The organism is Paenarthrobacter sp. NPDC089988 (assembly GCF_044748465.1).
Lineage (GTDB): Bacteria > Actinomycetota > Actinomycetes > Actinomycetales > Micrococcaceae > Arthrobacter.
The window spans coordinates 40,732-60,118 of sequence record NZ_JBIVGD010000014.1; the positions used below are offsets into that span (position 1 = coordinate 40,732).

At 62.1% G+C, this 19,387-nt stretch carries 20 protein-coding genes and 2 tRNA genes; 10 read left to right on the forward strand and 12 right to left on the reverse strand.

The genetic code is table 11. The annotated features are described in order from the left end of the window. Nucleotides 1-6 precede the first annotated feature (6 nt). Genes ACIPV6_RS16365 through ACIPV6_RS16375 form a run of 3 tightly spaced genes read right to left on the reverse strand, consistent with a single transcriptional unit; the run spans nt 7 to nt 1,535 of the window. Nucleotides 7-648: an aminodeoxychorismate/anthranilate synthase component II gene (locus ACIPV6_RS16365; RefSeq protein ID WP_400271891.1), complete on the reverse strand. Its 642-nt coding sequence runs from the start codon at nt 646-648 to the stop codon at nt 7-9. After that, nucleotides 645-815 carry a hypothetical protein gene (locus ACIPV6_RS16370; protein WP_400271892.1) on the reverse strand — a complete coding sequence of 57 codons (171 nt, stop codon included), beginning with the start codon at nt 813-815 and terminating at the stop codon, nt 645-647. The genes ACIPV6_RS16365 and ACIPV6_RS16370 overlap by 4 nt, the downstream gene beginning before the upstream one ends. 3 nt (nt 816-818) lie before the next feature. Beyond that, complete coding sequence (locus ACIPV6_RS16375; RefSeq protein WP_400271991.1) at nt 819-1,535, reverse strand: class E sortase; 717 nt, start codon at nt 1,533-1,535, stop codon at nt 819-821. A 259-nt stretch (nt 1,536-1,794) separates the two neighbouring features. On the opposite strand from ACIPV6_RS16375, the gene ACIPV6_RS16380 reads away from it, so the two are divergent. The 7 genes from ACIPV6_RS16380 to ACIPV6_RS16410 all read left to right on the forward strand — a co-directional run bounded on the left by ACIPV6_RS16380 (nt 1,795) and on the right by ACIPV6_RS16410 (nt 6,500). Continuing rightward, a complete protein-coding gene (locus ACIPV6_RS16380; protein ID WP_387437502.1) occupies nt 1,795-2,049 on the forward strand; it encodes a cell division protein CrgA in 255 nt (84 codons plus the stop codon). A gap of 44 nt (nt 2,050-2,093) precedes the next feature. Continuing rightward, entirely contained in the window at nt 2,094-2,603 is a 510-nt protein-coding gene (locus ACIPV6_RS16385; protein WP_400271893.1) for a methylated-DNA--[protein]-cysteine S-methyltransferase, read from the forward strand. Further along, nucleotides 2,603-3,151, forward strand: coding sequence for an RNA polymerase sigma factor (locus tag ACIPV6_RS16390; RefSeq protein ID WP_400271894.1), 549 nt, complete (start codon nt 2,603-2,605; stop codon nt 3,149-3,151). The genes ACIPV6_RS16385 and ACIPV6_RS16390 overlap by 1 nt, the downstream gene beginning before the upstream one ends. Further along, complete coding sequence (locus ACIPV6_RS16395) at nt 3,148-3,774, forward strand: methylated-DNA--[protein]-cysteine S-methyltransferase (protein ID WP_400271895.1); 627 nt, start codon at nt 3,148-3,150, stop codon at nt 3,772-3,774. The genes ACIPV6_RS16390 and ACIPV6_RS16395 overlap by 4 nt, the downstream gene beginning before the upstream one ends. Beyond that, nucleotides 3,771-4,487, forward strand: coding sequence for an alpha-ketoglutarate-dependent dioxygenase AlkB family protein (locus ACIPV6_RS16400; protein WP_400271896.1), 717 nt, complete (start codon nt 3,771-3,773; stop codon nt 4,485-4,487). The genes ACIPV6_RS16395 and ACIPV6_RS16400 overlap by 4 nt, the downstream gene beginning before the upstream one ends. A gap of 85 nt (nt 4,488-4,572) precedes the next feature. Then, entirely contained in the window at nt 4,573-5,175 is a 603-nt protein-coding gene (locus ACIPV6_RS16405) for a DNA-3-methyladenine glycosylase I (protein ID WP_400271897.1), read from the forward strand. Nucleotides 5,176-5,873: 698 nt separating this feature from the next. Next, entirely contained in the window at nt 5,874-6,500 is a 627-nt protein-coding gene (locus tag ACIPV6_RS16410; RefSeq protein ID WP_400271898.1) for a GyrI-like domain-containing protein, read from the forward strand. Nucleotides 6,501-6,582: 82 nt separating this feature from the next. On the opposite strand, the gene ACIPV6_RS16415 is transcribed toward ACIPV6_RS16410, so the two are convergent. Beyond that, the gene (locus ACIPV6_RS16415; RefSeq protein ID WP_400271899.1) at nt 6,583-7,437 is read right to left on the reverse strand and encodes a rhomboid family intramembrane serine protease; all 855 of its coding nucleotides are present in this window, start codon (nt 7,435-7,437) and stop codon (nt 6,583-6,585) included. A gap of 9 nt (nt 7,438-7,446) precedes the next feature. Further along, entirely contained in the window at nt 7,447-7,989 is a 543-nt protein-coding gene (locus ACIPV6_RS16420) for a peptidylprolyl isomerase (RefSeq protein WP_400271900.1), read from the reverse strand. 153 nt (nt 7,990-8,142) lie between these two features. Here ACIPV6_RS16420 and ACIPV6_RS16425 point away from each other — a divergent pair, with 153 nt between their 5' ends. Together ACIPV6_RS16425 and ACIPV6_RS16430 are read left to right on the forward strand one after the other, a co-directional pair. Then, nucleotides 8,143-9,042, forward strand: a complete 900-nt coding sequence (locus tag ACIPV6_RS16425; RefSeq protein ID WP_400271901.1) for a hypothetical protein — start codon at nt 8,143-8,145, stop codon at nt 9,040-9,042. 124 nt (nt 9,043-9,166) lie between these two features. Then, nucleotides 9,167-10,045, forward strand: coding sequence for a glycosyltransferase (locus tag ACIPV6_RS16430; RefSeq protein ID WP_397324231.1), 879 nt, complete (start codon nt 9,167-9,169; stop codon nt 10,043-10,045). 31 nt (nt 10,046-10,076) lie between these two features. Here ACIPV6_RS16430 and ACIPV6_RS16435 read toward each other — a convergent pair whose 3' ends face one another. Beyond that, nucleotides 10,077-10,985 carry a DMT family transporter gene (locus tag ACIPV6_RS16435; protein WP_400271902.1) on the reverse strand — a complete coding sequence of 303 codons (909 nt, stop codon included), beginning with the start codon at nt 10,983-10,985 and terminating at the stop codon, nt 10,077-10,079. Between the two features lie 103 nt (nt 10,986-11,088). On the opposite strand from ACIPV6_RS16435, the gene ACIPV6_RS16440 reads away from it, so the two are divergent. After that, nucleotides 11,089-13,086: a beta-N-acetylglucosaminidase domain-containing protein gene (locus ACIPV6_RS16440; protein ID WP_400271903.1), complete on the forward strand. Its 1,998-nt coding sequence runs from the start codon at nt 11,089-11,091 to the stop codon at nt 13,084-13,086. A 183-nt stretch (nt 13,087-13,269) separates the two neighbouring features. Here the strand turns inward: ACIPV6_RS16440 and ACIPV6_RS16445 are convergent. The 6 genes from ACIPV6_RS16445 to gyrB form a co-directional block, all read right to left on the reverse strand. Further along, nucleotides 13,270-13,345, reverse strand: a tRNA-Ala gene (locus ACIPV6_RS16445). A gap of 70 nt (nt 13,346-13,415) precedes the next feature. Further along, nucleotides 13,416-13,535 carry a DLW-39 family protein gene (locus tag ACIPV6_RS16450; protein WP_310208192.1) on the reverse strand — a complete coding sequence of 40 codons (120 nt, stop codon included), beginning with the start codon at nt 13,533-13,535 and terminating at the stop codon, nt 13,416-13,418. Between the two features lie 44 nt (nt 13,536-13,579). Next, a tRNA-Ile gene (locus ACIPV6_RS16455) sits at nt 13,580-13,653 on the reverse strand. Nucleotides 13,654-13,766: 113 nt separating this feature from the next. Continuing rightward, nucleotides 13,767-14,450 (reverse strand): DUF3566 domain-containing protein, encoded by a 684-nt coding sequence (locus tag ACIPV6_RS16460; RefSeq protein ID WP_400271904.1) that lies wholly within the window; start codon nt 14,448-14,450, stop codon nt 13,767-13,769. After that, nucleotides 14,447-17,119 carry a DNA gyrase subunit A gene (gene gyrA / locus ACIPV6_RS16465; RefSeq protein WP_400271905.1) on the reverse strand — a complete coding sequence of 891 codons (2,673 nt, stop codon included), beginning with the start codon at nt 17,117-17,119 and terminating at the stop codon, nt 14,447-14,449. The genes ACIPV6_RS16460 and gyrA overlap by 4 nt, the downstream gene beginning before the upstream one ends. 61 nt (nt 17,120-17,180) lie before the next feature. Continuing rightward, complete coding sequence (gyrB, locus tag ACIPV6_RS16470) at nt 17,181-19,256, reverse strand: DNA topoisomerase (ATP-hydrolyzing) subunit B (RefSeq protein WP_400271906.1); 2,076 nt, start codon at nt 19,254-19,256, stop codon at nt 17,181-17,183. Between the last annotated feature and the right edge of the window lie 131 nt (nt 19,257-19,387).

Genomic DNA, 19,387 nt, shown 5'->3' on the forward strand with positions numbered 1-19,387 from the left:
ACCGGCTTAGTGCTGGATCAGCGGGCTCAGCTTGGCGGCACGTTCGGCGGCACCCTGCATGCCCAGTGACTCCAGCCAGTTGCCAAGCATCTGGTACCCGCCTTCGGTGAGTACGGATTCCGGGTGGAACTGCACGCCACAGAGCGGTGCTGTCTTGTGCTGGAGTCCCATCACCACACCGTTCGTGGTCTCTGCCGTGATCTCCAGGACGTCCGGGATGGAGTCGCGGACGGCCGCCAGCGAGTGGTAGCGCGTAGCGGTCACCGGGGAGGGGAGGCCCGCGAAGACACTCTTGCCTTGGTGTTGCACAGGCGATGTCTTGCCGTGCATCAGTTCAGGTGCGTGCGTCACCACGCCACCGTAAGCCTCGGCGAGGGCCTGGTGGCCCAGACAGACGCCGAACATTGGTTTGCTGTTTTCGCCGCACCACTTGATGAGCTCAATGCAGACACCCGCTTCGGCAGGCGTGCCGGGACCGGGCGAGACAAGGACGCCGTCGCGGGCCGCCGCGAGTTCCCTTGCTTCAGCGAGCGTCACGTCGTCGTTGCGGACCACGGTGGTTTCGGCACCGAGTTCCTGCAGGTATCCAACAAGGGTGTAAACGAAGCTGTCGTAGTTGTCTACGACCAGGATTTTTGTTGTGCTCATGGCTGCTGTGCTGCACCAATCGTTGAGTCGGTCAGGGTGGTGAATTGGGAAAACCAGGGGAAAAGGAACTCGACCATAAGTACCAGGGCCGCCCCTGCGAGGACCACTGAGGTCAGGATCCGCACCCACAAGGGTCCGGGAAGGTTACGGAAAATCCAGGCGTACATCCGCTACCCCTTTCCTTGGGCTTGGGCTACCAGGGCGGCAATGTCCGACGGCGGTCCGGCTGACGACGGTTGCCAACTATCCAGTACTGAGTAGGCGATGATTCGTTCCTGTGATCCGAAACGGGGGTTGCAACTGGTCATGGTCAGGATGCTTTCGCGGGGGGTGGCCCCTTGTTGGGTAGGGACGGGCAATAGCACGTCGGTCCGGCTCGGGAGCACGATCTGGTTGTTGCGGAAAACGTAGGTGTAGTAGGCGTCTTTGGTCTGAACGTAGATCTTGTCGCCGGGCACCAGGGTGTGGATGCTGTCCAGGACGGCGCCGTGGGTTTGCCGGTGCCCGGCCACGGCAAAGTTTCCAACCGCTCCGGGCATGCTGGTGCTTCCGTAGTGCCCCAGGCCCAACGTGTCCAGGACGTCGGATCCGGTGCCCTCAATGATGGGGCGCGTGTACGTTGCCCCGAAGCGGGGAACGTACATGATGCCGATGGTTCCGCCGTTGCCCGGTGCCGTACCCACCACGGGCTTGCCGTAGTCTGCCGGAGCAGCGGGCGTAACGGGGCCGGTGAACTCCTGCGCGAAGCTCTTGACGGCCTCGGTCTGCTTGGCATCGGCCTCTACGTTGGTCCACCAAAGTTCCCACGCAACGAAGAGGAGCAGGACCACGCCGGCGGTGATGAGCAGTTCGCCGATAATCTGGCTGGTTTTGCGGACTATGTCCATGGGGCGGAGCTTCCGGCGCGGGGCTTTGTTCCCCCGGCTTTCGGCAGACGGCACAGCAGCAGCGGCTGAGGTCTGCTGGTGCGCCACGGGCTCTCCTCGTCTGGGGACGCGGGCGGCGCAACCGGCCCTTTGGTTACGGCTAGACTTGACAGCTAGACCAACCCGGAACGCCGCTGGCCGTTGACCGCTGGAATTTTCCTTCCTGCAGGATATCAAGGCAGGCTGCGACGGGTTTATGTGAACCAGCCAAGGAGGATCCGTGCCCGAGTCCAAGCCCCGCAAGCGGCCTGCCCGTCAGGAACAGCAGACTTCCGCCGCGCAGCAGTACAAGCCGAATCCGGTTTGGTACAAGCCGGTGATGTTTGGCCTCATGATCATCGGCCTCATCTGGATCATCACCTTCTACATCACTGAAGGGCAGTTCCCGGTCCGGGATTGGGCCTCATGGAACATCGTGGCTGGCTTCGGCATTGCGATCGTCGGCTTCCTCATGACTACCCGCTGGCGTTCCTAGAAACTCCAACCTCACATTTCCGTGCCAGTGAACGTCTACAGGGTATGAACAGCAGGCACACCACCATGGATTCTCCGTTGGGGCAGTTGACGCTGACTGCCCGCGGGGAATTTTTGACGGGCATCTTTTATGAGGGCCACTGGCATTTGCCGCCAACCGAGTACTTCGGAGACCCGGTGGAGGCGGAGGATGCCGTGTTTTCGCAGGCCGAGTCGGAACTCCGTGAGTACCTGGACGGCACCCGGACCTTCTTCGACGTAGCGTTCAAGACCAGCGGGAATCCCTTCCAGGAGCGGGTCTGGGAGCGGCTGCAAAGTATTCCGTTTGGGGAAACAGTCACGTACGGCGAGTTGGCCGCCGAGTTGGGCGATCCCCATCTGGCCCAGGCTGTTGGATCTGCCGTGGGCCGCAACCCGATCAGCATTATCATTCCCTGCCACCGCGTTGTTGGTCACAAGGGCCAACTCACGGGCTACGCCGGAGGGTTGACCAACAAGCGATTCCTGCTGGAACTTGAGGAACCCGCGTCCATCAGAGAGAGCAAACTCTTCTGATGGGACCCACTCCGGCCGCACCCACCAAGAGACCCTTCGAGGCGGTGGTCCAGGACCACGGCGCCACGGTCCTTCGGGTGTGCCGCGCGGTACTTGGCATCCACGAGGCCGACGATGCTTGGTCAGAGACCTTCCTCTCAGCACTTAAGGCTTATGGCGAACTTCCGGCGGATGCCAACGTCGAAGCCTGGCTCGTGACCATTGCACACCGGAAATGCCTGGACTTGCTGCGCGCCATGGGCCGGCGCGCGGTCCCTGTGGACGCACCCCCGGAGGAGCCGTCCCGGATCGGTCTCCCTGGTGATGGGCACGCGGATATCCTCGAGGCCGTGGGCCAGTTGCCACCAAAGCAGCGCCAGGCCGTGGCCTACCACTACTTGGCCGGGCTTCCCTACAGAGACATCGCTGAGCTGCACGGCGGTACCCCCGAGGCCGCACGTCGGGCGGCAGCGGACGGCGTCAGGGCACTCCGGGCGGCCCTCGCTGACCAATCCATGAATTCCCACCCCACCCTGGTATCGGCAACACCGAAAGGAGCCTCCCGATGACCCCCGAATCCTCCCCGGACCACGGCGACGTCGCCACCCTCCTGAAGCCCTTGGATTCCGGGCTTGAAACAGCACTGGCCAGTCTTCATGCCCGCCTGATCCGTGAGGCCTTGGATGACAATTCGCTGGAGATCGCCTACACGGTGGTCGACTCACCAGTCGGCAAACTCCTCCTTGCCACCACCGCGCAGGGAATGGTCCGTGTGGCCTTTGAACTGGAGGACCACCAGGCGGTCCTGCAACTCCTCGCAGACACCGTCAGCCCCGCCATCCTCAAGGCTCCGTCTCGCTTGGACGAGGCCGCCAGGCAGCTGGACGAGTACTTCGACGGCGCACGCCGCAGCTTTGACCTTCCCCTCGACTTTCGGCTGGCACGCGGGTTCAGGCTGGATGTCCTCCACCATCTTCCCCAGATCGCCTACGGCAGCACCGAGAGTTATGCCCAGGTGGCCCAGGCCGCGGGCAGTCCCAAGGCCGTCAGGGCAGTCGGCACCGCATGTGCCACCAACCCCCTGCCGGTGATCGTCCCCTGCCACAGGGTGGTCCGCTCTGATGGCTCGTACGGCGGGTACCTCGGCGGCGCCGATGCCAAACGCACGCTGTTGACCCTGGAGGCGGCATGAGTGATGACGCGCTGTTTCCGGTGGAGCTTGTCCAGCCGGACACGCACGACGCCGGTCCCCGCCTGATTGCCCCGGGTGCCGTCCACGTGCCGGGTTGGCTCAGCCTGGAGCAACAGCGATGGATCGTGGACCGCTTCGGCGAATGGACCCGTGGCCCGGTACCGCTCAGGGCAGCAACCCTCCCCGGCGGCCACCAAATGTCCGTGCGGACCGTATGCCTCGGCTGGCACTGGCAGCCGTACCGCTACACGCGCGAGGCTACGGATGTGAACGGCCGTCCCGTACTGGACTTCCCGGACTGGATGGTGCGCCTCGGCAGGAAGGCTGTCGCGGCCGCCTACGCCCCGGAAGTGACTAAGGACGCATCATTGGCGGACCTGGCCGTGGACTACACCCCGGATGCAGCCTTGGTGAACTTCTACAACAATGCTGCAGCCATGGGCATGCACCAGGACAAGGATGAGCACTCGAACGCGCCTGTTGTTTCGCTGAGTATTGGCGATTCCTGCGTCTTCCGCTTCGGAAACACAGAGACCCGCACCAAGCCGTACGCGGACGTCCACTTGCGCTCCGGAGACCTCTTCGTCTTCGGCGGCGCTTCGCGGTTCGCCTACCATGGCATCCCCAAGGTGCACTCCGGAACGGCACCCGCGGACTGCGGGCTCTCCGAAGGTCGGATCAACATCACCATGCGCGTCACAGGATTGTCGTAGCCAGCAGGCAGAATAATCCACAGAACACCCACCCGTGGTAGGCCGCACCCTGGCTGCTGCGGAGGATGCCACAGAGGAGCACCGCATGACCCCGGGAGAGAACGGCACCATTATTGGCCAAGACGGCCTTGCACGGCCCGTGTGGGCCGCATCAGACCCGTTGATGCAGTCGTACTACGACCATGAATGGGGCATGCCGGTCCGGGACGAACAGGGGATGTACGAGCGCATCAGCCTCGAAGGCTTCCAGGCGGGCCTGTCCTGGGCCACCATTCTCCGGAAACGCGAGGCCTTCCGAAAAGCCTTCATGGACTTCCACCCGGAGAGTGTCGCTGCTTTCACCGAGGAAGACGTGGAAAGGCTCATGTTGGACGCCAGGATCGTCCGCAACAGGCTCAAGATCCGCGCCGCCATCACCAATGCCAAAGCCACCATTGCCTTGCGTCAGGACGGTGGCCTGGTGGACTTCGTATGGTCCTTCAAACCCGAATCCACACCGGCGCCCAGAACCTTGGCAGACATTGCCACCACTTCGCCGGAGTCCATCGCCCTTTCCAAGGCCCTCCGCAAGAAGGGTTTCGCCTTCGTCGGTCCCACCACCATGTACGCGCTCATGGAAGCCATCGGGATCATCGACACCCATTTAGTGGACAGCCACCGGCGAGGGTCCTCGGGCGTCTGGGGTTAACCGCCGGGATGGCCACACCGGCTGTCCACAGAAGTGCGTAAAGTTATCCACAATCGGGGATAACTTATGTGGACATCCACGCATTTGCTGGCTTCTTCCCCGCCGTTGCGGCAACCATAAGCGTCCAACGGATTTGAACAGGGTTATACCCACTGTGCATCGCCCTGTGGATAGTGTTCGCTTCTTCACGGAAAATTCACCTCTGGAGCATTGCGTCCTTCACTCTGCGGAGGGCTGCCCGGCTTCAGGGACGGGGCCCCGGCAGAAGTTGTCCTAAAGGCGACTATCCACTTAACAACAAGCGACTGCCCACAAGTTATCCACAGTTGGGGAAAAGGTGTGGGTTGATACGAGGAAATCCCTGAATTGGCGGGCTTTGAGCGGCTCATCCACCTCTGAACTACACAGCTGTAAGTTATTAACAGTGTTGATAAGCCTGTTGATACCCCCTTATTAACAGGTGGATTAACAGGGTTTTCCACACCTTGGGTCCCAAGCGGCCGCTTGTCCACATAATCGCCCCCGCCGGGGACAAAGTTATCCACAGATGTGGATGGAAACATGCCAAACGGGGGATATCTACCCTCTTTTCCCCGAATGCAGGCCTCACCAAAGCTAACTACACAGATGTAAGTTACGCACAGTGTGGATAACATCTGTGGATAACCAATAAACGGCACCGAGAACGGGGGAGAGGCATGGGCAGCGGGACCAAGATCGACTTCAAACGGGAGATCCACAGCTACAAGGCCCGTGCAGGGCAGCTGGAACTGGTGACTGTTCCTCCGCTGCAGTTCCTCATGGTGGATGGGCACGGTGATCCCAATACTGCCCAGTCCTACGCGGACGCGCTCTCCACCCTTTATCCGATGGCCTACACGCTGAAGTTCTTCAGCAAGAAGGAGCTGGGCCGCGACTATGCAGTCATGCCCCTCGAGGGCCTGTGGTGGTCCGAGGACATGGCGAGCTTCACCAGCTCAAGGGATAAATCCAAATGGGACTGGACCATGATGATCATGGCTCCGGACTGGATCACTCCGGAACACAGTGACGCAGCACGTCACACCGTGGCGGGCAAGGGCGGTGCCCCCGCTCTGGATTCACTTCGCCTGGAAAGCCTTGACGAAGGGTTGGCTTTGCAGACCCTGCACGTGGGCCCATACGACGCTGAGGGACCCGTGCTGGAGGAAATGCACCACGGCTACATCCCGGACAACTCGCTGCGGATGACCGGCAAACACCACGAGATCTATCTCAGTGATGCCCGAAGAACTGCTCCGGAGAAACTCAAGACCATCCTCCGGCAACCCGTAGCCCGCGACTGACCTTCCCGACTAAGTCGCAGTTGATGCCGTTATGAGTGCTTCGAATCGCCATCAACTGCGACTTACTTGGGTGGAACGGCAGCTAGCCGGCAGAAACGCGGAACCAGGTAACGATCGCCAGAAGGGCGGCAACCAGGACCAGTCCGCCCACTTGAAGGAGTGTCTGGTTCTTACCGCGGGGAGCGTAGGCGATGACCGCAGCTGCCAGCCCGCCAGTAATGAGGCCGCCCAAGTGGGCTTGCCAGGCGATTCCTTGGATAAAGAAGCCAATGGCCCCATTGATCGCGATGAGGACCCACAGCTGGCGGGTTTCGCCGCCTCGATGGCGCTGGACCACCAGCATGGCCCCGAAGAGGCCGAAGATCGCGCCTGAGGCACCAACAACGCCCACCAAGGGGCGGTCGGGCGTCAGGAGCAGGAACCCAACAGAACCACCGACGGCGGACAGCAGGTACACGGCCAAATACCGGATACGCCCGAGCAAGGGCTCAAGGGCCTGACCGAATATCCACAGCGTGTACATGTTCAAGACGATGTGAAGCAGGAAGCTCTGCGAATGCAGGAAAGCCGCGGTGAGCATCCGCCACGGCTCGGTATCTGCGAAGACGTTGGCAAAGGCGAATTCCTGGAAGACGGCATCGCCAGGAATAACCCACTGCAGGACGTAAACCAGGACGCACAACCCAATGATCGCGTACGTCACCAGGGGCCGGCCCACGGCCAAGGTGCCGCCGTAGGCAGAGCGGTATGCCGGCGTCGTGCGTTTTTGTTCGTTGACACAGTCAACGCATTGGAACCCGACGGCGGCCGCCCGCTGGCACTCCGGGCACGCAGGGCGCCCGCAACGCTGGCACCTGACGTAGGAGGGCCTGTCCGGGTGCCGGGGGCACACCGGAATATCAGCGGACGGCTCGGCCGACGGGACTCCGTAGCTCATGGGTTCTGGCTAGAGCTGTTCGATGTCGATGCTGTTGATGACCACGTCTTCAACGGGACGGTCGCCCATGCCGGTGCGAACGCCTTCAATTGCGTCAACAACCTTGCGGGATTCCTCGTCCGTGACCTCGCCGAAGATGCTGTGCTTGCCGAACAGCCAGTCGGTGTTGACCGTGGTGATGAAGAACTGGGAGCCGTTGGTGCCCTTGCCCATCTGGATGCCGGCGTTGGCCATGGCCAGCTTGTACGGAGCGTTGAAGGTCAGCTCGGGGTGGATTTCGTCATCGAATTTGTAGCCCGGTCCGCCGACGCCGCGGCCCAATGGATCGCCACCCTGGATCATGAAGTCCTTGATGATCCGGTGGAAGATGGTGCCGTTGTAGAGCGGGGTGCCGGTCCTGTCTTCGCCGGTCTCCGGGTGGGTCCAGGACTTTTCGCCAGTGGCCAGGCCAACGAAGTTGGCGACCGTCTTGGGGGCGTGGTTACCGAAGAGGTCAACCTTGATGTCGCCCAGGCTCGTGTGGATTGTTGCTTTTGCGGTTGCAATGGTCATGCGCCCATTGTTTCATGCAGGGGCAACGCCGTGGCGGCCCGAAAGCCGGTTCCGCGCTCGGTGAAATCCGGCAAGAATCTTACGGATGAATGGCCCGTGTTCCGTGGGACACGTAGGCTAGCAACAAACCAGCATGTGTATCGGGAGGTAGTTGTGAAGAAATCAGACCGTATTGCCCGCGACATTGAGCACTCTGTTGCGACCGGCGTAGACAACGCCCGCGACTGGGCAGCGCCACGTGTTGAAGCAGCCGTCAACTGGGCTGTTCCGCGTATCCAGCACGGCATCGACAGCGCATCTCCCAAGATCCAGGAAGGCCTGAAGTCGGCTGCCCACAATCTTGCGGACGGCGTTGAGAAGGTCACACCGAAGATCCAGGACGGCCTCGCCCAGCTGGCCCCCAAGATCCACGATGCCGTTGAGGACGCAGCACCCAGGATCCAGGAAACCCTCAACAAGGCCACACCGGCCTTGGGCGTTGCCAGGGACAAAGTGGTTGACGAGTACCTCCCCAAGTTGTCCGAACAGTTGGGGCATGCCTCTGTAGCGGTGCACCATGCCCTGGAGAATGCTCCGGCGCAGGTGGACGCCGTGGCACAGAAGCTGGTGGACTCTGGCGTTGTCCACAGCGTCCAGGAGCAAGCACAGGCAACCGGCAAGCACATCAAGGCTGTTGCCGATGAGACCACCAAGGCTGTATCCAAGCAGTTGGGCAAGCAGCAAAAGCCCAAGAAGCGCGGCTGGCTGGTAGTCACCGTGATCGCCGCCGCCGTTGCTGCGGGCGTAGCTGCCTGGAAGGCTGCCAAGCCGGTTGAGGACCCGTGGAAGACGCCATCACCGGTGACTCCGACCCCCGCGCCCGTTCCGGCTGACGCTGCGGCCTCGGCCACGGCCAGCGCCAAGGAAGCAACCGAGGCAGTGGAAGAAACCGCCAAGGACGTCGCAGAAAAGGCCGAGGACACCACCGCCAAGGTTGCCACCGACGCCAAGACGGCCGTCAAGAACATCGCTGCCAGCATCCACAAGGATGAGGAGAAGGGCTCCGAAGCCTAGGTACCACTGCTCAGTCAGCTGGATAATTCTGAAGGGATCCCGCCACCGGGGTCCCTTCAGTGTTATTCAGCTTGTAACCCGGGCGTCCGCTGGTGGCGGAGTGCCGGGTGTTAGATTTGAAGGGATGTCAGCTGATAGACCCGTGATGGGTGAACTCAAGGATGTCCCGGAGCCTCCGGGCGTTTCAATTGTCATCCCGGCGTATAACGAGGAAAGCGTCATTCGCCAGTGCCTCATCGCTGCCATCTACCAGTCCGTTCCCGCCGAGGAAATCATCGTGGTGGACAACCTGTCCACGGACCGCACCGCCAGGATCGTGCGGCAAATGCAGCAGGAATACCCCGAAAGCCCCATCATCCTGCTTCGACAGGCCGACAGCCAGGGCCTCATCCCGACGCGCAACTACGGCCTCAACCATGCCACCGGCCAGATCGTGGGCCGGATCGACGCAGACTCGGTGCTTGAGCCCGACTGGGTGGAACAGGTCCAGAAAGCCTTCGCCGATCCCACCGTCCAGGCCGCCACGGGCCCGGTGGTCTACTACGACATGCCCATGCGTCGCTTCGGCTTGAAGGCAGACGACAAAATGCGCCAGCTGATGCTCCGGCTGGCCAAGCACCAGTACCACTTCCTTTTCGGCTCCAACATGGCCCTCCGGCGCTCGGCGTGGGAAACCATCCGCGACGAAGCATGCCTCGATGAAAAGGACGAGATGCACGAGGACATTGATTTGTCCCTGCACTTGGCCGAGCACGATCTCCACATCCAGTACTGGCCGCAGATGGTGTCCGGTATGTCCGCGCGGAGGCTCGAGGATTCGCCCCGGGATTACCGCTACTACGTCACGCGGTTCGATCGGACGTACAAGGCCCATAACGTCAAGAAGATGGCTTTGAAGGCTCCCATGGTGGTCTTCTTCTCGGTGTACTTCCCAGCGAAGCTGCTGCGCGCCATCCACGCGGCCAACGCTGCCCAAGGCGGCGTCCGGCGCGGGGGCCTGTAGCCCGCCTGCTTAACGCACGACGGCGGCTGCTTCAGTCCGTGCCCAGCTCGGCTTCGCGCCGGTCTTCTTCGATCCGGCCGCGCCGCTGTCCGATCACCACCACAGCCAGGCCCACCAGGATCAATGCCAGCCCGGCGTAGGTGCCGCCGGGAAGAGTCTCGTTCAGGAAGACGGCGGCGAGGATGGCCGCCCCGGGTATTTCCAGCAGGATGATCATGGACACCACCAGCGGACTCATGGTGGCCAGCAGGTGGTTGAACGCCGTGTGCCCCACCAATTGCGCGCAGACGGTGATGGCAATAATCCCAAGCCAGCCTCCGGCGTCGAACCCTGAGAGCGGCTGGCCGGCCACCAAGGCCATGACGGCAACCAGGGCGGCACACATCCCGTAGCAAAGGGCCGTATACGTTCCGGTGCCCATGGTCTGGCGGGCCTTGCCTCCAGCGAGGGTGTAGAGGCCGGCCAAGGCACCACCGGCCAAGGCCAAGACATCGCCCAGGAGTGCTTCGGGGGAGGACCCCATGTCGAAGCCGGTAATGGCAACCACACCACCGAACGCGATACCTAGGCCAACCAGCACCGGCCATCGGTGGCGTGTTCCTCGAAACAACTGGAAGACGGCAATCCACGCTGATTGCAGGCAGACCAGCGCCGTTGCCGCGGCAACGGACGTCAGCTGGAGCGCCGTGATGAAGCAGGCGAAATGGAAGGCCAGGGCAACTGCCGCGAAGGCTGACCACCCGAATTCGCGGCGCGTGACCCGGCCGAACTGCCTGGGGGTCCGGATCGCCACGGGGGCGGCCATTACTACAGCGCCAATCGCGTTCCGCCAAAAGGCAACCGCCAAGGCTGTCACTGAGGTGGCACCGAGTGTGCCGGCGATCAGTGGTCCGGAGGAGGCGACGCCCAAAACACCCAGGGCGGAAATGAGGAGGTTCACGCATCAACCTTAGTTGGGCAGGAAAACCGGAACCGCACTATCTGCGGCGTGATCAGTGTGATTGTCTTGACACATCGTTTCAGAAACCCAGGGAGATACCTGATTGAACGCAGCACCCGCCCATCCCGGAACCAAGCGGAGGCGCCGGGCCCTGATGCTGTCCGCTGCTGCGATCCTGGTGGCCGCACTCGTCGCGGGCTGGCTTATTGCATCCAAGGACCGGCAGTCCACCCCAAGTAGCCACCCAGCAGGCCCTCCCGGGGTCTATCCGGTGCCACAACGCGCCAGCACCCCGTCCGGTCCTTCGGTACCACTGAACGGTCGGGTGTACATTGTGGCGCCACCGGGGACGGACCAGCCGTCGCTTGCGGCGGTCCAAGACCTGGTGACGGCCAGCGGCGGCACCGGTGAGGTGGTAGCCGCGGTGAACGATCCGGCCGATGGTTCCTCGGCTGTCTACCTTGGAGCATCGGAGGGATCTTCCGCAGGAGCGGTGCTCAAGGAGCTCGGGCGGGACAGCGCGGACTCCAACCAGGAAGCCCTCAAGCATGCCGAAGGCTATGCGATGGCCACGGGAACCTCCGGAGGAATCCCGACGGCGGTCCTCACCGGAAGCGATGCGGACGGCCTCTTCCACTCCGTCCAGACACTTCGCCAGATAGTGAAAGACGGTTCAGTTCCCCCGATCCGCGTCAGCGACTGGCCGTTGATGGAGACCCGCGGAGTCATCGAAGGCTTCTACGGCACGCCCTGGTCCCATCAGGCCCGTCTGGACATCATCGAGTTCGCTGCCCGCCAGAAGATGAACACCTACATCTATTCGCCCAAGGACGATCCCCTCCTGCGGGACAAGTGGCGGACGTTCTACTCGGACCAGGAGCTCACGGAACTGCAGGAGCTCATCGATACTGCCACGGCCAACCACATCCGCTTCACGTACGCGTTGTCGCCGGGGATCGATGTTTGCTATTCACGGGAGTCAGATTTGGATGACGCCATCACCAAGCTCGAATCGCTCTACTCCCTGGGGGTGCGGTCATTCGTCATTCCCCTGGACGACATCGCCACGAAGGTCCAGTGCCCCGAGGACGTCAAGGAGTTCGGCTCTGGCCAATCCAACCTCGCGAAAGCCCAGGCGTCCTTCCTGAACGAACTGAACAAGCGCTTCACGGCCGGCAAACAGGGCCTCCAACCATTGGAAACAGTGCCCACCTTCTACTCCGGTTCCGGCAGCACGCCCTACAAGAAGGAACTCGGCCGGGCACTGGATCCCGGAATCGTGGTGCAGTGGACCGGAGAGGACGTGGTGTCCCACCGCATCACCCGCGACTCTGCCGAAACCGCCCGGCGCAGCTACGGAACGCAAGGAACGCCACGGGACCTCGTCATCTGGGACAACTACCCGGTGAACGACTTCTCGCAGGACCACCTCTTCCTGGCGCCACTCATAGGGCGGGACGCAGACCTCTACCAATCGATCCGCGGTGTTGTCACCAACCCCATGATCCAGCCCTACCTGTCATTGCCGGCGATCTTCAATTACGCCGACTTCTCCTGGAACGGCCCGGCCTACAATCCGCAAAAATCCATGGACGCCGCGCTGGCACAGGTCTCCGGTCCGGATCCGGACGTGCAGGCCGCCGTGAAGGCGTTCGTGGACCTGAACCAGGACTGGCAGGACGACGAACTCACTCCGTCCGCCCCAGCGCTCCGGCGCGATATTGAACAGTTCTGGAGCGATTACGACGCCGGCAGGTCACCTTCCGGAGGATTGCAGGCCCGTTCTGGGCTGCTTCAGCGCTTGCCCGAGCTCCTGCCAAAGATGGAAGTGCCGGGCTTTGCAGACGATGCCACGCATTGGGCTACCGCGGCGGCCGAGTACGGCCGCGGCGTCACGGCGGCCCTGTCCATGCTTGATGCTGCAAAGAAGGGGGATTCGGCGGCGGTTGCTGATGGCCGGAAGAACGTCCAGGCAGCGCTGGCCTCCGCCGGCGCGAAGACCCAGCCCACACTCAATCTGGGAGTTGTAACCCCCGTGCTGGGCGACAGCGAACTGAAAACGTTCCTGGAAAAAGCCGTCCAGAAGGTACCTCCCAACTGAGTCGCAGTAGTGCGCGTTTACGGAGTTCTAAACGTGCACTACTGCGACCCAGTTGGGTGCCTTGGATTGGGAGGTCCTGCTCGAAAGGGACCCGGGCTTAGACGTTGTCCCGGGCTTAAACGTTGGAAGGGGTCTGGGCTTAAACGAAAAAGTCCCGGTCATTCCTGACCGGGACTTTCCTTATGGTGGAGGCAAGGGGACTCGAACCCCTAACCCCCTGCTTGCAAAGCAGGTGCGCTACCAATTGCGCCATGCCCCCATAAGAAGCAACCCGTCAATCATACCCCACGTCCTGACTGGTTTTTGCCAGTTCAAGACCGGGCTCCAGGCTAGTCCACCTTGTCGGTTGACTTGCTCCAGACATCCTTCCGGGCTTCGGATTCCTGTGCCTTTTTATAGACCAGGACACCTGCGACTGCCGCTGCAACTACAACCAGCAACTTCTTCACAAGTACCTCGTTCCGGTCCAGTTTCCTGAACCTGTTAGGTTCCGTGGGCGTACCAGGACTTGAACCTGGGACCTCTTCGTTATCAGCGAAGCGCTCTAACCGCCTGAGCTATACGCCCCGATGCCTCATCGGGCCGAGATATGACTGTACAGCACATCCCGGCCCGATCTCAAATCGAGGCATTTTCGGGTTGGATTTCCGCGTGAATCAGCGTAAATCCGGGGATTATGGCTAGTCGTCGGTGAGGGTCACGCCGATGCCGCCAACCAACGTTGCCGAAATGTTATACAGCACCGCCGAGAGCATCGAGAGAGCAGTCAGCAGGACCACGTTCACCACAGCGATGATAGTGGCGAAAGAGGCCACCTGGCCCAGGGATGCGATCTTCTTCAACTCGAAGCCACTGCCCTCAGAACCGGCAAGGGTACCCAGGAGGCTGTCCACCTGGTTGAAGATGCCGGTGAGGTCCAGCACAGTCCACAGCACGATCGCGGCAACCACCGTGACAATACCCAGGGCCACGGACAACAGGAAGGCCATCTTCAGGACAGACCAGGGGTCCACCTTGCTGACCAGGAGCCGGGCACGGCGAACTTTGGCCTTGGGAGCAGGCTTCACCAGGCCCGGGCCTCCTTGTGGGGGACGCTGTCCGGGAGCGCCGGCAGGGCGCTGCCCGGCAGAAGCGGGACGCTGGCCGGGTTGGGCCGGACGCTGGCCAGCCGCACCGGCAGGGCGCTGGCCGGGAGCCCCGGCCGGACGATGCGGGGAGCCGCTCGGGGCCGTCGAGCGGGCTGCGCCGGCGCCAGGGCGCTGTTGCGGCGGTGCGGGCGTTCCTGCCTGGGTGTTGCCTGCTGGCTGCCGGAGTCCGCCGGGGACACCTGTGCTCGGCTTGGGATATGAGTCGGAATTACTCACTCGTTACCTCCGGTGTTGTCTTCATTCAGCTCCGCGCCCGCTTCGGTATCCGGGTCTGCGTCGTTTTGCGTTTCTGACGTAACGGTCGCCTCGGCAGCGCCGTCTTCTGCAGCCAACGTTACGTCATCGTCCTGTCCGTCTTCGGATTCTTCGCCTTCCAAACCGCGTTCGCTGTTGCGTGCAACCTCGATGATGCGGTCGTTTTTGTCCGGCTTGGCGAAGATGACGCCCATCGTGTCACGGCCCTTCGCCGGGACGCCACTGACGCCTGAGCGGACAACCTTGCCGCCCTCCATGACCACCAGGACTTCGTCCTCTTCCTGCACAATCAGGGCCCCCACCAGGTCGCCCCGATCTTCGGCCAGTTTGGCCACCTTGATCCCCAAGCCACCGCGGCCTTGCAAGCGGTATTCGTCGACGGCGGTGCGCTTGGCGTAGCCGCCCTCGGTAACAATGAAGACGAACGAGCCGTCCTGGACCACATCCGCGGCCAACAATTCGTCATCTTCACGGAACTTCATGCCGGTCACACCCGAGGTTGCACGCCCCATGGGGCGCAGGGCATCGTCCGTGGCAGTGAAGCGGATGGACTGGCCCTTGCGTGAAACGAGCAGGAGATCATCGGTTTCGCTGACCAGCTGGGCGGAGACGAGTTCATCCTCATCGCGCAGGTTGATCGCGATCACGCCTGCCGAACGGTTGGTGTCGTAGTCCTCCAGGCGGGTTTTCTTGACCAGGCCATTCTTCGTGGCCAGCACCAAGTAGGGAGCCTGCTGGTAGTCCCGGAGGTCCAGCACCTGCGCAATGTGCTCGTCAGGCTGGAAAGCGAGCAGGTTGGCAACGTGCTGTCCCTTGGCATCGCGGCCTGCTTCAGCAAGTTCATAAGCCTTGGCACGGTAGACACGTCCCAGGTTGGTGAAGAACAGCAGCCAGTGGTGGGTAGTGGTCACGAAGAAGTGCTCCACGACGTCGTCACCGCGCAGCTGCGCGCCCTTAATGCCCTTGCCGCCGCGCTGTTGCGAACGGTAGTTATCGCTGCGGGTCCGCTTGACGTAGCCACCTCGCGTGATGGTCACGACCATTTCCTCTTCGGGGATCAGGTCTTCCACGGACATATCGCCGTCGAAGCCCATGAGGATCTGTGTCCGGCGATCGTCTCCGTGCTTGGCAACGATCTCGGCGAGCTCCTCACTGATGATCTGGCGCTGGCGTTCTTCCGAGGCCAGGATCGCGTTGTACTCCTCGATCATGGCTTCGAGTTCTGCGTGGCGGTCCTGGATCTTCTGGCGTTCCAGCGCGGCAAGTCGGCGAAGCTGCATGTCCAGGATGGCACGTGCCTGGAGTTCGTCAATCTCCAGGAGTTCCATCAGGCCCTCGCGTGCCGCCTCCGTGGTGTTGGAGGCGCGGATAAGGGCAATGACCTCGTCCAGCATGTCCAGCGCCTTGAGCAGCGCGCGCAGGATGTGGGCTTCTTCCTCGGCCTTGCGCAGGCGGTACCGGGTGCGGCGTGCAATGACGTCCATCTGGTGTGCAACCCAGTGCCGGATGAAGGCATCCAGGCTCAGGGTGCGAGGGACGCCGTCCACGATCGCCAGCATGTTTGCGGAGAAGTTGTCCTGCAGCTGCGTGTGCTTGTACAGGTTGTTCAATACAACCTTGGCCACGGCGTCGCGCTTGAGCACGATCACCAGGCGCTGGCCGGTACGGCCCGAGGTCTCGTCACGGAGGTCGGCGATGCCCTGGATCTTGCCGTCCTTGACCAGTTCGGCAATCTTGATGGCCAGGTTGTCCGGGTTGGCCTGGTACGGAAGTTCGGTGACCACCAGGCAGGTACGGCCCTGGAGCTCCTCAACATTCACCACGGCCCGCATGGTGATGGAGCCGCGGCCGGTCCGGTACGCCTCCTCGATGCCCTTATGCCCCAGGATCGTGGCGCCCGTGGGGAAATCCGGTCCCTTGATGCGCACCAAAAGCGCCTCGAGCAGTTCCTCACGCGTAGCACCGGGGTTGTCCAGCGCCCACTGCACACCATCAGCGACCTCGCGGAGGTTATGCGGCGGAATGTTGGTTGCCATGCCTACGGCGATGCCGGAGGAGCCATTGACCAGGAGGTTCGGGAAACGCGCCGGCAGGATGGTGGGTTCCTGGTTCTTGCCGTCGTAGTTGTCCTGGAAATCGACGGTTTCCTCGTCGATGTCCCGCACCATCTCCATGGCCAGCTGGGCCATCTTGGTTTCGGTGTAACGCGGAGCTGCGGCGCCGTCGTTGCCCGGGGAACCAAAGTTGCCTTGGCCCAGGGCCAGCGGATACCGCATGGTCCAGTCCTGGATCAGGCGGACCAAGGCGTCGTAGATGGCCATGTCGCCGTGCGGGTGGTAGGTACCCATGACGTCGCCCACAACGCGGGCGCACTTGTTGAACGCACGGTCGGGTCGGTAGCCGCCGTCGAACATGGCGTAGAGCACGCGGCGGTGGACGGGCTTCAGGCCGTCACGGACGTCAGGCAGCGCACGGCCTACGATGACGGCCATGGCGTAGTCCAGGTAGGAGCGCTGCATTTCTGTCTGCAGGTCCACTTGTTCCACGCGGTCAGTTAGCACATCTCCCTCAAGGATCACGTCCTCGGATTCAGGGTTGCCCGCCGGGACTTCAGGAGTTTCGTCGCTCATAATCTAAGTTTCCGTTTCAGGTATATGTCAGTTATGGAATATTTAGGAACCCTGTAGGGTCCTAGATATCAAGGAACCTGACGTCCTTGGCGTTCTGCTGGATGAAGTTTCGGCGTGATTCCACGTCCTCGCCCATCAACACGGAGAAGGTCTGGTCTGCCGCCAGCGCGTCATCCATGGTCACCTGCAGGAGGGTGCGGCGCTCAGGGTCCATGGTGGTGTCCCACAGTTCCGTGTAATCCATCTCGCCAAGGCCCTTGTAGCGCTGGATGCCGTTTTCCTTGGGCAGCCTCTTGTTGAGAGCGGCACCGTTACGGATGGTTTCATCGCGTTCCCGGTCGCTGAAGACGTAGTCGTGCGCAGCGTTGGACCACTTGATCCGGTACAGCGGGGGCTGGGCCAGGTAGACGTAGCCGTTCTCGATCAAAGGACGCATGTAGCGGAACAGCAACGTCATCAGGAGCGTGGTGATGTGCTGGCCGTCAACGTCGGCATCGGCCATGAGCACGATCTTGTGGTACCGCAGCTTGGAGATATCGAAGTCCTCGCCGATGCCCGTACCGAAGGCTGTGATCATGGACTGGACCTCGGCATTGCCAAGGGCCTTGTCCAGGCGGGCGCGCTCCACGTTGAGGATCTTGCCTCGAAGCGGGAGGATGGCCTGGGTTTCCGGATTGCGGCCGCGCTTGGCGGATCCACCTGCGGAGTCACCCTCCACAAGGTAGACCTCGCAACGCGACGGGTCCTTGGAGGAGCAATCGGACAACTTGCCGGGCATGCCGAATGATTCCAGCGGGCTCTTGCGGCGTGCATTGTCGCGGGCCTTCCGGGCAGCCATGCGGGCCTGCGCGGCCTGGATGGCTTTGCGGATCACGTCGCGGGCCGGGCCGGGGTTGCGCTCAAGCCAATCGCCCAACTGGTCTGTGACCACGCGCTGGACGAAGCCCTTGACCTCGGAGTTGCCCAGCTTGGTCTTGGTCTGGCCCTCGAACTGGGGCTCGGACAGCTTCACCGAGATGACGGCGGTCAAACCTTCACGGATGTCGTCACCAGTAAGGTTGTCTTCCTTCTCCTTGATGATGCTCTTCTCCCGCGCGTAGCGGTTGATCAGGGACGTCATCGCAGCACGGAAGCCTTCTTCGTGCGTTCCACCCTCGTGGGTGTTGATGGTGTTCGCGTAAGTGTGGACGCTTTCCGAGTACGCAGTGGTCCACTGCATGGCTACTTCCACGGAGATGTGGCGCTCGGTGTCCTCGGTTTCGAAGGCGATGACGTCCTCGTGGACGATTTCCACCTTCTTGTTGGAATTCAGGTGCTTGACGTAGTCCAGCAAACCGTCGGGGTATTCGTAGATAACCGTCCGGTGTTCGGCAGCGACTTCGCCCTCGGTGGCCACGGCGTCGAGATCCAGATCGTCTTCGCCTGACTTCGCGGGCGGCCGCTCATCCGTCAGCGTGATCTTCAGGCCCTTGTTGAGGAAAGCCATCTGCTGGAAACGCGCCCGCAGCGTCTCGAAATCGAATTCGGTGGTCTCGAAGATGGTGCCGTCCGGGTAGAACGTCTGCGACGTGCCTGTTTCTTCGGTGGCCTCTCCCTTGACCAGTTCGCCCTGGGGCTTGCCGCCGTCGGCGAAGGACATACGCCAGACGCTGCCTTGGCGGCGTACTTCCGTATCCACGCGCCGGGACAGCGCGTTGACCACGGAAATACCCACGCCGTGAAGGCCGCCGGAAACGGCGTATCCGCCGCCACCGAACTTGCCACCGGCGTGCAGGATGGTCATGACCACCTCAACCGTGGGCTTGCCTTCCGTGGGGTGGATGTCCACGGGGATGCCACGGCCATCATCCACAACCTTGACGCCGCCATCGGCTTGGAGGGTTACTTCAATGTGGCTGCAGAAGCCGGCCAGTGCCTCATCGACAGAGTTGTCCACGACTTCATAGACCAGGTGGTGCAAGCCCCGGGGTCCGGTGGAGCCGATGTACATGCCGGGGCGCTTGCGGACGGCTTCGAGCCCTTCCAGCACGGTAATGTCACTCGCGCCATATTCCCTGGGTACTTCCGCCGCGGCCGGCGTGGAAGCTGCCTCCCCCGCGGGCTCTACTGCCAAGGTCTCTGCATTGTCGTTAGCCACAGGCGCTTTCGACTCCTCTGTGATAGATGACGGCCGCACCGCATCGGGCTCCGGCATGCGCGGAACCTTCAAAGGCACGTGACTGATTGCGCCGATTACTCCAACGAAGGGGGTCCTGGATCCACCACTGT

Excerpts from the sequence above, each read along its gene's own strand:
- ACIPV6_RS16400 (WP_400271896.1), top strand. The coding sequence starts at position 3,771 with ATGAGTGATGACGCGCTGTTTCCGGTGGAGCTTGTCCAGCCGGACACG.
- ACIPV6_RS16395 (WP_400271895.1), top strand. The coding sequence starts at position 3,148 with ATGACCCCCGAATCCTCCCCGGACCACGGCGACGTCGCCACCCTCCTG.
- ACIPV6_RS16385 (WP_400271893.1), top strand. The coding sequence starts at position 2,094 with ATGAACAGCAGGCACACCACCATGGATTCTCCGTTGGGGCAGTTGACG.
- ACIPV6_RS16410 (WP_400271898.1), top strand. The coding sequence starts at position 5,874 with ATGGGCAGCGGGACCAAGATCGACTTCAAACGGGAGATCCACAGCTAC.
- ACIPV6_RS16430 (WP_397324231.1), top strand. The coding sequence starts at position 9,167 with ATGTCAGCTGATAGACCCGTGATGGGTGAACTCAAGGATGTCCCGGAG.
- ACIPV6_RS16375 (WP_400271991.1), bottom strand. The coding sequence starts at position 1,535 with ATGGACATAGTCCGCAAAACCAGCCAGATTATCGGCGAACTGCTCATC.
- ACIPV6_RS16365 (WP_400271891.1), bottom strand. The coding sequence starts at position 648 with ATGAGCACAACAAAAATCCTGGTCGTAGACAACTACGACAGCTTCGTT.
- ACIPV6_RS16370 (WP_400271892.1), bottom strand. The coding sequence starts at position 815 with ATGTACGCCTGGATTTTCCGTAACCTTCCCGGACCCTTGTGGGTGCGG.
- ACIPV6_RS16415 (WP_400271899.1), bottom strand. The coding sequence starts at position 7,437 with ATGAGCTACGGAGTCCCGTCGGCCGAGCCGTCCGCTGATATTCCGGTG.
- ACIPV6_RS16405 (WP_400271897.1), top strand. The coding sequence starts at position 4,573 with ATGACCCCGGGAGAGAACGGCACCATTATTGGCCAAGACGGCCTTGCA.
- gyrA (WP_400271905.1), bottom strand. The coding sequence starts at position 17,119 with ATGAGCGACGAAACTCCTGAAGTCCCGGCGGGCAACCCTGAATCCGAG.
- ACIPV6_RS16390 (WP_400271894.1), top strand. The coding sequence starts at position 2,603 with ATGGGACCCACTCCGGCCGCACCCACCAAGAGACCCTTCGAGGCGGTG.
- ACIPV6_RS16420 (WP_400271900.1), bottom strand. The coding sequence starts at position 7,989 with ATGACCATTGCAACCGCAAAAGCAACAATCCACACGAGCCTGGGCGAC.